Origin of the sequence: Bacteroides sp. 2201st1_D9_2201SCRN_220225 (genome assembly GCF_040928965.1) — a bacterium.
In the GTDB taxonomy this organism is placed as follows: Bacteria; Bacteroidota; Bacteroidia; order Bacteroidales; family Bacteroidaceae; genus Bacteroides; species Bacteroides stercoris.
Genome location: NZ_JBCODG010000050.1, coordinates 20,774 through 33,786, shown reverse-complemented (window position 1 = coordinate 33,786; position 13,013 = coordinate 20,774). Strand labels below are relative to the sequence as shown.

Here is a 13,013-nt window from a genome sequence, read left to right as displayed (position 1 = left end):
GTAGTACGTGAAGTATAGAAATCAAGAACTCCCGAAATTCGTCCGTTTAAAACCGAGTAGTCAAGACCGATGTTATACTGCGTGGTCTTCTCCCAAGACAAATTCTTATTGGCCATTGCCACAGCTCCATCTTTAATCAATGGTTCCGAAGCGGCATAACCGGGAGCAAGCGCAGAACCGAACGGATAATAGAGCGAAACTATAGCACCCTTCGTCTGATAAGGGTCGATAGCCGAATTACCGGTAACGCCAACACCCAAACGGAATTTCAACTGGTTTAACCAAGTAACATCTTTCAGAAACTCTTCCTGATCAAGACGCCAACCCAAAGCCGCACTGGGGAAGAAAGCCCACTTATTGCCTTCTGCAAGCTGTGAAGCACCATCCCAACGACCGGAAACTGTCAATAAGTACTTATTATTATAGTCATAGTTCACACGGAACATATAAGAAAGGAGCTGTTTCTCAATCAGTCCGCTATTCCACTCATCCAGCAAAGAGACATTTTCTTTTGATAACGCATTCCATTTCGCACTTTCCAAAGGAATACCTTCTGCCGCCATAGAGGATTCTTCGTAGTGATACCCTGTAGCACTTTGCAATAAAGTAAGTCCCACTGAATGTTTTCCAAATTCTTTGTCATAGTAAATCAAGTTATCCAACGTCCAGGAAAAGTCAGACTGGTTAGACAAGGAAGCGCGATTCTTACCTTCACTGCTAATTGACTCTTCATTACGGAATGTACCGTTTCTATAATAACGGAAATCCGGTCCGAAATTAAAACGATATCTAAGGCCTTTTAAAGGAGCATAAATTTCACCTAAATCCAATTGAGCATACAAACTACCGATAGCACGGAACATACGACGTTCATTCTGACTGTTGTTCCATTCATTCATTACATTCTTTACTTTATCATCACCACCGGGATATTCAATACGGTTGCCATCCTCATCATAAGGTGAAGCATAAGGGAACAAACTGGTAGATGCTGCATATAAGTTAGAAGGCATACCCTTTATCAACTGACCGACAGAACTTGCAGACGAACCATATTGCTGTTCACTAAACGTACCATTAACATTCAATCCTAAATTAAACCATTTAGTAGGCTTCAAATCCAAACTCAGTTTTGTAGTATAACGAGTATAAGACTGCCCTTTCACCGTACCCTCATTATCCAAATAGCCGATAGACGCATAACCTTTCATCTTGTCCGTACCTCCACTGGCACTCAACGTGTGTTCATGGGTAACTCCGGTCTGCGTAACCATATCACACCAATCCGTATTAGGTACGCGAGAGCCGTCCCAAGTACCACCTGCCCAGCCTTTTTCAATGTTTTTCCAAGCCGTAGGGTCTGTAGCACCTAAAAAGATCTCATAATCGTTCTCTTTAGTGGGCTGGTCTCCTCGAGGATATTTGGAAGGATTCAGATAGTAATAAGCCCAACGACGCCAATCGATATACTCTGCAGAGTTCATCATTTCGGAATAGTCCTGCAGGTTTTCGATAGTAACCGTACCGGAGTAGTTCAAAGACATCTTACCCTCCTTACCGGATTTGGTAGTAACCAGAATAACGCCATTAGCACCACGAGAACCGTAAATAGCCGTAGCAGAGGCGTCTTTCAATACATCAATAGACTCAATGTCCTGCGGATTCAAAGTTTCAATACCGCTATTGGACATCAAAGGAATACCATCCACTACATACAGCGGAGTATTGCTGGCACTCAAAGAGCGCACACCGCGTACGTTAATCGTTCCCACTTCGCCCGGGCGCTCATTGCTGACAATGTCTACACCAGCTGCCTTGCCCTGCATAGCTTCAAAGGCGTTGGCTACCGGACGTGAATTCAGTTCCTCGGAACCTACGCGAATCATGGCACCGGTAACGTCCGATTTCTTCTGAACACCATAGCCTACTACCACTACTTCATCCAGCATTTCATTGTCTTCTACAAGCACCACTTTAAGATTGGCCTTGTTCTTAGCGGAGATTTCCTGAGTCTTGTAGCCGATATAACTAATCTGGATAACTCCTGCTTCAGGCACATCATTCAGTGTGAACTTACCGTCGATGTCAGTGATAATTCCGTTCGTTGTCCCTTTGACAAGAACACTGGCACCGATGATGGATTCACCGTTTCCGTCTACCACAAGTCCTGTGATTGTTTTGTTTTGCGCGAATGCGCATAAGGTTGCTGCAAAAGCAAAGAGCACAAACAGCACCTGACGCTTGAGTATACTCATAAAATATACTCCTTCTTTCTTCCTGCTTCTCATAGAATAATCTTGGTTTACAATTAGTTTAAATTAGCGTTTTCGAACACAGTGTTTTACTGCAACAAAAATATAAATCTTAAAAATACTATAGAATAACTATTTTGATATAAAACATCCTTTTTTTGCTATAAATGAGTAACAACTCCTTAATACAAACGAAAATAGAATGTATAACTTAAAACACTTCTGCGCATCTTTGCAGCAGATTTAAGAAACGCATAAAAGAGATGAGTACGAAAGTAGAAAACTAAATGAAACAAAAGAAAACGCAAGTATAAAATATACAATATAGATACGTGAAGCAGAAAATAATAAAGTATAAGGAATTATATTTTTCATGCTTTATTCGCGTGCTTTCCCGTATAAAAAAGAAAAAAGGAGAAAAAGATTATAAACGAACAATTCAGTATTACAGGTAAAGTAGCAGTCATCACCGATGCAGGTGGTGTATTGGGTGGCAGCATTGCCAAGTATTTTATGCAACAAGGCGCTAAAGTCGTTGCGGTAGACATCCGTCAGGAACAACTGGACAAGCGTGTAGAGGAACTGAAAACCTATGGTGAAGATGTAATCGGTATCGTCGGTAACGTGCCGGACATCGCCAGTCTTGAGAAACTTTGGATAGTGCCGCGATGGCTAAGCAAGGTAAAGGCTACATCGCCAACTTCACCCAATACTCATGCAACTTACCCTTACCCAAACATCTGCAAAAGGGAAAAAAGCTTCTTATCAAGCAACAGGTAATGTAAACCAAAAGCAAGCCCCTTTACCCGATTCACTTTCCACACCGATAGTGCCGCCCAGTTGCTCAACGATGCTCTTGCTGATAGACAATCCCAATCCTGTGCCATGTACAAAAGAGTTCAGTTTGACAAAACGGTCAAATATCTCAGCCTGCTTTTCCTGTATAATGCCGATGCCAGTATCAGCAACATAAAAGCGCAGCAAGTTGGTTTCTACCTGCCCATAACCTAAACGTATGCTACCGGTCGAAGTAAATTTTATCGCATTATTCATGAAATTTGCTATCACTTGATTTAAACGATTACGATCGCTCACAATGATACACTCCGGCAGGCGATGATCAAAGACAACCTCTACTCCCGGTTTGGCTTTGAGTTTCATCGTACGCACCATATCCTCACACAGTTGGTTCACATCCAATTCCTGTTTTATGAAATCAAAGGTTCCGGCTTCTATTTTTGACAAATCCAGAATATCGGATATCAATTGCAACAGCAACTCATTATTTTCTTCCACAATCGCCATATACTGCTCCCGTTCTTCCGGATTCTCTCCCTGCACCAACAAACTGGAAAAACCTACAATTGCATTCAGCGGAGTACGTATCTCATGACTCATATTGGCAAGAAAAGCACTCTTCAGACGGTCTGCCGTTTCGGCTTTCTCTTTAGCATCAATCAGTTTGGCTTCGGTTTCTTTCAATTCCGTAATATCATAGTTTACACTGATAAGCTCTATTACACCGTTTTCCGGTTGATATTGATTGACTACCACATTGGTGCGCACCCAATTCCATTGAGCTTCCGTCCCCGGATGCAAAATACGTATCTCTCCCTTGAAGTCTCTTACTTCTCCAAGCCGTGCCTTATAAAGAAAATCCAAAATCCGCTTTCTGTCATCCGGGTGCATTTTACTATATACACCTATAATATCCGACAAAGGCGTATTTTCATCTTCTCCCATATTCTTATACCACTGCTTAATGGCATAGCCTTTCCTATCCAGCAAGTTCGACTTTGCATAACCTACTTTTGCATAATCAGAAATCAACAGAAAGAAGTTCTCAAAATCACAAATACGGTTCAAAGCATCCATACGCTCGGTATTATCGATATTGATAAAGGCATATCCGGTAAAGTTACCCTTACTATCATATAACTTGCTGATTTTGGTATATAGGTTTATCTTATTGCGCTTACCGGAAGGATAATATCCCTCTACATTTTCAAATTCATAATCCAATCTGAAATCTACAATATCCCGGTCACGTATCTGCTCTATCAACTGAGGTGACAAGTTAGGATTCTCGAACAGGTTGATACCTATCACATCCGCCTTATCGCGGATACCGAATATTTCTATATTCTTGTTATTGACATCTACCAGAAAGCCGTCAGTATCATAAATCTCCACCCCAGCCGGTATATTGGCAAAAATGTTTCTAAAGAGTTTCTCACTACGGTCCAAAGCCTGACGTTCCCGTATTGCCTCATCCTGCGTTTTACGCAGTTCAACGCAGATACTGATGATATTGGCCAACGATCCCAACCATTGGTAGTCTTCATTGCTCCACAAGATAGTACGGTCTACCAAATCTACTCCCATAAAACCTTTCACCGTATCATTCGCCACCAATGGAACAGCCATTAAAGCTTTGATACCCTGCTGCTCCAATAACCGGAATTCGCCTTCTTCCATTTCGGGCAACTTATACAATGACTCGAACAATATAGGTTTCTGCGACAAAACTTGAGTAGTCCACCACGGCATGAAAGTAACCGGTATATTCCGGAATGCTTCTACCGCCGGTAACACCCCTTCGGCAACAACTTCATAAGTGCAAGTCTGAAAAGTATAATCTTTTTCATACTCAAAAATATACGCACGTCCGGCATGGAAAAAGTCCAAAATATCTTTCAGAATTTCGTAGATGCCGGAAGCTACAGACTCGTCTTTAAGAAAATGAGACAAGGAATGGGAAATAGAGTTCTGGCGATACAGCAAATTATTGATATGATACATGCGGTCCTTATCCTCTTTGTTTACGGGTTCCGTTACCCGTTGCAGGATTCCGAAAGCTTTCAGATGCCCATCGGGTGCAAGCTCTCTATACCCCATGCGGGAATGTACCCAGACAACTCCGGTTGCCGTATGGATAGGAAAGGTCTGTTCGTATACTTCCACTTCCTTTATGGAAAGGAACTCTCTGGTAATGCGTCCCCGATAATCCTCACGAATCATCCGGCCGAAATCCTGAAAAGAGAGGCTGTCCCCCTTCATCCCCAACAAATCGCATACATATTCGGAACATAAATACTGCTCAGCAGAAAAGTCGGCTTCCCACCAACCAATGCGCCCAAGCAAAGACAAACGCCGAAAGCGTTCGTTATCATTGTGAGGGGGAACATCCATAATTTGTTTGTCTGTTTGTTTATTGATAATGGGACAAATATAGCCATAAAACTCAAACAAACAAGTATTTAATATTATTATTTATATTATACCGCATGATAAAATCGTACGGATTACGTAACAGCTCCTTCATACAAACGAAAACAGAATGTATAATGTATGTATCACTCTTGAAACACGTTCGGCGCATCTTTGCAGCGGATTAAGAAACGCATAAAAGAGATGAGTACGAAATTAGATTTAGGAAAGATATTCTTCCTTATTTTATTCCTTACGCTTTCTGTCATGACAGTCATGGCAGGTACTATCAAAGGTTCCATCACCGACAAACAGACCCGGGAACCGCTGACCGGAGCTACCGTACAGATAGTAGGAACCACGCAAGGCGCCATCGCCGATATGGACGGAAACTACTCCCTGAATGTAACAAACGGCATCTACACATTATCCATAAAATATGTAGGCTACAGAGACATCGTTGTAAACAATGTAAAGTCAGGCAAAGCCGATGTCGTGCTGAACTTCGAACTGGAAAGCGACGCACAGGTTTTGGGCGAAGTATCCGTAGTGGCCCGGAAAAACCTTGAGGGCGAACGTGCCCTGCAAATGGAGCGCCGGAAAGCTACACTCGCCATCGAAAACATCGGCTCAAAAGAAATGAGCATCAAAGGTATAAGCAATGTAGAAGAAGGGGTAAAAAAGATTACCGGTATCTCCATTGCCGATGCCGGCCAGCTCATTGTACGGGGATTGGGCGACCGATACAGCACGACTACCCTGAACGGCCTCCCCATCGCCTCTCCCAATCCCGACAACAAGCTGATTCCGCTGGATCTATTTCCGTCGAGCACCATACAGAACATCACCGTAAGTAAGGTATATAACGCGGAAGCCTTTGCCGACTATTCAGGTGCACACATAGACATCAGTACCAAAGAGAACATCGCCGAAGATTTCTTCAGCATCAGTTTCAACACCGGCGGGAAGTTCAATACCCTGGGCAAAGACCGCTATCAGATGAACCGCAACGGCTCATTGTTCAAGACTTCCGGTGTGGACCAGGCGGCACTCGATATGCCTCTGTCTGATTTTGACAACTATGTAAAGACCGGAAATATATTCGACACCTCGTTTGCCGTAAAGAAGAAATCAACCCTGCCGGACTTTAACGGTAACCTCGGCTTCGGCAAGAACATCAGCATCGACAGCCAAACGCTCAGCATACTGGCATCCGTAAGCGCCGGCAACGGCTATCAGAATATGGACAACGCTTTCTATAAAACCCTGGAAGCAACCGGCAATGTACAGGACAACTTCTCATACGACAGCTATGCCCAAGAACTGAAACTCGCTGCATTAGGATACATAGGCTACACGCTGCGCCGGCACGACCGCATAGGCTATACTTTCTTCTACACGCGTAATGCCACAGACACTTACCAACGCCGCGAGGGAACAGATGCCGAAGACCACGAGCTGACCGGAAGCAATAACATCACACATATCTACACTTTGCAGAACCACCAACTGAACGGCCTTCACAACTTCGGCGAACAAGACCGTTGGGAACTGACCTGGGGCGGCTCGTACAGCAAGACAGGAAGCGAAGAACCGGACAGACGCCAAGTGATGTATATAAAGAATGATGACGGCACACTCGGCCTGTTCAAACTGAACCGCCAGGAAACCATGCGCTATTTCGGCAGCCTGGATGAAAAAGAGTGGAACGGCAACCTCGCCCTGCGCTGGAAGTGGAACGAAAACAATTTTCTGAAACTGGGCTTCAACTATAAGAATAAAAGCCGCGACTACAAAGCAACCCGTTTCTACTACAACCTGAACAAAATTAATCCCACCGTTACCGACATCTACGATACAGACGGCTTCCTGAACCAAGAGAACATAGCAGACGGAAACGTAACGGTACAACGCGTGATGCAACCCAAAGACAGCTACCGCGCAGGAAATGAAATTTACTCCGGATACCTGCTGACCGACTTCTACCCCGTACCGTCATTACTTGTAAACCTCGGCGTACGCTACGAAATAAGCAAACAGTGGGTGGACTATGCCACTGACGGCGGCGACTGGTATGCCAAACGGCGCAATCTGGATAAAAACGATTTCTTCCCCACCCTAAATCTGAAGTACACAATAAACGACGCCAACAGTATCCGTTTCTCCGCATCCCGTACCGTTACCCGCCCATCATTCATCGAAATGGCTCCCTTCCTCTATCAGGAATCCTACGGTTCGGCACAAATCCGCGGTAACGACGAGTTGCAGAACGGCTACAACTACAACTTCGACTTGCGTTACGAACGCTTCGGCAAAAACGGAGACATGATTTCTCTGACCGGTTACTTCAAATACCTCGACAGCCCGATAGAACGTATCCAGGCATTGCAAGGCGGAGCTACCCTGCACAGCTTCCGGAATGCGGACAACGGAATGGCTGCCGGCGTAGAAGTGGAATTCCGCAAACAATTGATAAAAGACTTGCGTTTGGGTGCTAACCTCAGCTATATGTATACCAACGTAAAACTGCCCGAAGGCGGCGCTTACACCAACAAGGAACGTCCTTTGCAAGGCGCCTCTCCCATTCTGGCCAATGCAGACCTCACCTACTCTCCCCGTTTCGGTGAAGAACGGCAACTGAACCTCGCCTTACTCTACAATCTGCAAGGCAGCCGCATCCATGCGGTGGGCGTATCCAATCTGGGAGACATCAAGCAACAGACTCTGCACACACTGAACTTCAGTGCCGGATACGACCTCAACAGGCATTTCAGCCTGAAACTGCAAGTAAACGACCTGCTGAACCGTAACGTCATCTTTAAGCAGGAAGTACCTTCCACCGGCACGGAAGTGGAAGTGGAGCGCTATAAAAAAGGTACCGACTTTGAAATTGGCTTCAGCTACAAATTATAAATCCTTTTAAATAGATTATCAAACAGACGAACAGTCAACTTAAAACAATTGAATTATGAAAACAATGAAATCGAAATTCTATTCGCTGGCTCTCGCAGCCGGAATGCTGTCCCTCACCGCTTGCAGCGATGACAACACCAACGACAGCAACAATGACAAAGGCAACGGGATAGAAAACGGCAGTACCCTGAAAGGTACAATAACCGAAGACGTGACCCTGAAAGCCGGCAACACCTATAAACTGAGCGGTGAATACATTGTAGAGGCAGGCGCCACATTGAACATCGAAGAAGGAGTAAAGATTATATCTGTCTATGACAATATCGTAGACTATATTCTGGTGAAGCAAGGTGCCAAAATCAATGCCGTAGGCACGCCCGACAAACCTATCGTCATGACCAGCGAAAAAGAGGAACCCGGAGCATGGGGCGGCATTCATATCTGCGGAAAAGCGCATACCAATGCCGAAGGCGGTAAAGGAAGTTCAGAGATAGGCGGCGCCGTATATGGCGGCAATGACGATGCCGACAATTCCGGAACATTGCAGTACATCCGTCTGGAATACACCGGGTTTGCCTTCGACGAAGAACATGAAGCCAACGGAATCTCCTTTTACGGTGTAGGTAACGGTACGATTGTAGACCACTGCGAGGCTTACAAAGGTTCGGACGACGGCTTCGAGTTCTTCGGCGGTTCGGTAAACGTAAGCAATATGGTAGTGGTAAGTTGCAGCGACGACTCTTTCGACTGGACCGAAGGCTGGAACGGAAAAGGCACTGACCTCGTTGCCTATCAGGAAGCCAAAGCCACATTAGGATACGACTGCGACTGCCTCATCGAAGCGGACAATAACGAAAACGACAATGCAGCCACTCCCGTATCGCATCCCGTACTCAAAAACCTCATCCTCGCAGGTAACGGCGAAAGCAAACAAGGCATCCGTCTGCGTCGCGGCACTCAAGCCGATATAGACAATGCCAAAGTATGCGGCAAGGGACAACCGCTGGTAGTGGAGAGCGCATTAACGAATGCCTCGCTGAAAAACGGTACTTCCAGACTCACCAATATGACCGTCACTGCCGCATTGAAATCCGACGGAGATTACACCAACGACGACTTCACCGCCGTAACAAGCAACAAAGTGGATGCTACGCTGTCCTACGCTTCCTTCGACGCCATTAAAGCCGCATGCGACTGGATGAAAGGAAACTGGATAAAATAACCCGCACGCATTCCAAATTCTCTTTATAAAGTTTATCAGGGCAACAGCCTGCAACGGTTCAAACTTTTGCAGGCTGTATGTTTTTTCTGCCCGCACAACCGAATTCCCATGAAGCATCTGCACCCAATTATCCTTCAGGAATTAAGACAGCACCCTTTGGAAATCCCTTCCCGACGGTGATTGGAATACCTGCAAATCGAATTCGGGAATGATGGCCAACACATGGTCAAATACATCTGCCTGCACTCCCTCGTATGGAACCCAGTCCTTGATGGCACAGAAAAAATAAAGTTCCATAGGAATACCGTGGTCGGTCGGCTGCAACTGCCGCACCATGCAGGTCAGTTCCTTATTTACATCGGGAAGACTTTTCAGATAAGCGGTCAGATAGGCCCGGAACACACCCAGATTGGTTTGACGACGCCCGTTGACAAGGACGGAATTGTCGATATGATGTTTCTTATTATACTCCTCTATCACCGCTTCCGTCTGCTCTACGTAATCTTTCAGCAAACGAATCTTACGGTATTTGTCCAGCATCTCCGGAGTACAGAACCGGACGCTGTTCATATCAATGTTTATGGAGCGCTTGACACGCCGTCCCCCACTCTCGCGCATGCCGCGCCAATTCTGGAATGAGTCGCTGACAAGCAGATACGGCGGAATCGTGGTAATGGTATTATCCCAGTTACGTACTTTCACGGTGTTCAGCGTGACTTCTATCACCGTACCGTCTGCACCGTATTTGGGCATCGCAATCCAATCGCCCACCTTCAGCATATCATTGGCGGAGAGCTGCACTCCCGAAACAAATCCCATAATCGAGTCCTTGAACACCAGCATCAGGATAGCGGCAGAAGCACCCAATCCCGCCAATAGCGACAACGGAGACTTGTCAATCAGAATACTTACCACCACGATAGCCCCTACAAACCAAAGTATCACCTGGACAGTCTGCAACATACCCTTCAAAGGGCGGTCGCGAAGCTGCTCCTTCTCGCTGTATACGGCATAAACGGCTTTCAGAAACGAGTTGATAAAACTTAGGAATGTGATTAGAATATAAATCAGGCAGACACGCTGGATAAAGCCCAACGTAGAGGAACTTGTCTCGGCAAAGGCTACCGGAATAAAGACATAGATGATAACGGGAGCCACCATACGGCTGAGGTGAATCAGTACCTTACGGTCAAAAACAATATCATCCCATGTAGCTTTTGTTTTCCTTATCAAATGCGCCACTACTTTCAACAGGATATTCCGACAAATGACATCAGCCAGAAACGCAACGATAAGCACAAGCGCAAAAGCTATAAACTGATCGAGCATATCGGCCTAAGAAGGGGCTGTTCCCCAAGAAATCAATAATTCGTCGATATTCTTTAGTATATCCATGACAGTTAGGTATAAAATATGAGGTATAAAGTATAAATAGTGCGTCAGAGCTTTTCCCGTTCGAGAAACTCGCGGATGTCTTCTTTTAACCACTGATAGAGATAAAGGTTCTTGTAACCGCTGTTTTTCTTCAACATGACGGATACATTGACCTGACTGTTTTCGTAACCCGTCAGTTCATTGCGGAACTGTTCGCTATGCTCTGCCAGGCGTTTAATTTCCTGCTCGCGTTCACGGCGCAGTACGGTGCAAACGGGTATCAGCAACTTCAGGACCACACAATCCATGATATGATGCCCCTGCATATAGAGATAGGTATTGTCGGGAACCAATCCTAATTTCCGCAGTTCCTCACCCAACCGGTCAACATCCTCTATATACTGCGGGAAACGGGTTTCCATTTCGGAAAGTTTGGCAGATACCGTACGCTGCATGGCATCCAAGACACTGTAAGGATGCCGCAGGTTTATTTCCTGCAAACGGACATAGGAATTGAAATCGTACATAGGAAATGTATGCGTATCGTGCCGGCGGTAAAACCAAACGTTCCATAAGAACAGCGGATAGGCTATCTGCGAATAGCGTTTCAGGAAAGCGGGGAAATCAAGGATGTGACGGTCGTTCAGTGTTGCCTGTACACAAACCTCATGAAGGCTTTCGGCAAAACAATGGAAATTCTCAATGGCATACCCGTAGGTCTGGAAAATATAAGGATTACGGTTTATCTTCCGCGACACATTGGTGGCTCCCTGCAACAGAAAGTCATAGTCACTGTCCACACAAGCTATCAGGCTACGTCCAAGTTCCGTGGTATTGAGCGTATTCATCAACACCATTTTCTTGCCCTTTGCCAGCGAAGTGGCGGAAGGAAGCATCACCTGGAAATAACGCTCCTCATTCTCGAACTCAGCCAGAAGGGTACGCCAGAAAGCAATGTCGTCATAGCTTTCCACATACGCCACAATACGCCTGCGCCCTTTCTTTGACGAGAATTTGTGTGCGGCGTCCAAATAGGCTGAAGTAAGATTATGTCGGAGAGATGTTGCCAAAATAAATGTTGATTTAATAATGAATATTCAGTGATGTGCGATTGATACTCACCTGCTGCCAATCACCGTTGAAATATCTTCCACTTCGGTCACCGCATCCAGCCAGCCTTCCATTATCACGGCAGGCGAGTGGGTGGTGAGAATGAGCTGCACATTCGGATTGAGTCCGCGTATCATACCGATAAGTTTTTGCTGCCACTCGATGTGCAACGACGCTTCCGGCTCGTCCATGAAAAGCACACAATGCTCCTCATTACGCACCAGCACGGTCAGCAGGATTACCAGCATCTGTTTCTCGCCGGACGAGAGTTTATAGGGCAGAAGCCGTTCGCCGTCCTGATAAAAGACAATGTCATTGCTCTTACGGTCGATTTTCTTACGGGTATAGCTGAACAGTTCGTCAATCATATCCTGAAATTTCCGTTTAGGCACAGACAAGGCGGGAGCCAGACTCCGTTGCTGTTCGTCACCGCTCAACAGCTCAATCATTTTGTTACCGATATTCACCTGATAATCAAGATAACGGCGCTGGAGCAGATAGAGCTGCCAATCCAATTCGGACTTTACATTCGGGTCTGCCATGCGGGCGGTGAAATCTCCCATAATAAGAGGACGGTCATAGCTGCGGATTACATCATAAGGAATAAAAGTCGCTTCCGGATTGTCGAAGAAAACATGTACACCGTTTTTCTCATCGCTCTTTACCTCTCCCGTAGTTTGCTCAAGGTAGCCCACCGAACGGTTTAAAATCGTAGTCTTCCCTACTCCGTTGATGCCGGAAAGTATATTGACATCGGGACGCAACTCCCAAGCTATATCGTATCGGTGCCACAATCCGTGTATTTCGATACGTCTGATGTAATTGGCCTGTACTTCCATGGTTTCTATATATTCGTGTAGCAAATATAAAGAAAGAGATTGAGAAAATAGTTACCTTTGCAGCGTTTTTCACCACAAATAATACACATTTTA

At 45.5% G+C, this 13,013-nt stretch carries 7 protein-coding genes and 1 pseudogene; 3 read left to right on the top strand and 5 right to left on the bottom strand.

Features of this window, described 5'->3' with window-relative positions; all coding sequences use genetic code 11:
• A partial coding sequence (locus tag AB5903_RS15435; RefSeq protein WP_368117998.1) for a SusC/RagA family TonB-linked outer membrane protein occupies window positions 1–2,288 on the bottom strand: 2,288 nt, incomplete at its 3' end.
• Window positions 2,289–2,678: 390 nt separating this feature from the next.
• On the opposite strand from AB5903_RS15435, the pseudogene AB5903_RS15430 reads away from it, so the two are divergent.
• Window positions 2,679–2,924: pseudogene (locus AB5903_RS15430) on the top strand (SDR family NAD(P)-dependent oxidoreductase); the annotation flags it as partial.
• 93 nt (window positions 2,925–3,017) lie between these two features.
• Here the strand turns inward: AB5903_RS15430 and AB5903_RS15425 are convergent.
• Entirely contained in the window at window positions 3,018–5,444 is a 2,427-nt protein-coding gene (locus AB5903_RS15425; RefSeq protein WP_217733704.1) for an ATP-binding protein, read from the bottom strand.
• Between the two features lie 222 nt (window positions 5,445–5,666).
• Here AB5903_RS15425 and AB5903_RS15420 point away from each other — a divergent pair, with 222 nt between their 5' ends.
• Window positions 5,667–8,375 carry a TonB-dependent receptor gene (locus AB5903_RS15420; protein ID WP_118207082.1) on the top strand — a complete coding sequence of 903 codons (2,709 nt, stop codon included), beginning with the start codon at window positions 5,667–5,669 and terminating at the stop codon, window positions 8,373–8,375.
• Window positions 8,376–8,430: 55 nt separating this feature from the next.
• Complete coding sequence (locus AB5903_RS15415; protein WP_118207077.1) at window positions 8,431–9,597, top strand: hypothetical protein; 1,167 nt, start codon at window positions 8,431–8,433, stop codon at window positions 9,595–9,597.
• A gap of 141 nt (window positions 9,598–9,738) precedes the next feature.
• On the opposite strand, the gene AB5903_RS15410 is transcribed toward AB5903_RS15415, so the two are convergent.
• The 3 genes from AB5903_RS15410 to AB5903_RS15400 all read right to left on the bottom strand — a co-directional run bounded on the left by AB5903_RS15410 (window position 9,739) and on the right by AB5903_RS15400 (window position 12,920).
• Window positions 9,739–10,926, bottom strand: coding sequence for a mechanosensitive ion channel family protein (locus AB5903_RS15410; protein WP_368117997.1), 1,188 nt, complete (start codon window positions 10,924–10,926; stop codon window positions 9,739–9,741).
• Window positions 10,927–11,036: 110 nt separating this feature from the next.
• Window positions 11,037–12,041: a DUF4435 domain-containing protein gene (locus AB5903_RS15405; RefSeq protein ID WP_016661911.1), complete on the bottom strand. Its 1,005-nt coding sequence runs from the start codon at window positions 12,039–12,041 to the stop codon at window positions 11,037–11,039.
• Window positions 12,042–12,089: 48 nt separating this feature from the next.
• On the bottom strand, window positions 12,090–12,920 hold the full coding sequence (locus AB5903_RS15400) for an AAA family ATPase (protein WP_005657516.1): 831 nt from the start codon (window positions 12,918–12,920) through the stop codon (window positions 12,090–12,092).
• Window positions 12,921–13,013 lie beyond the last annotated feature (93 nt).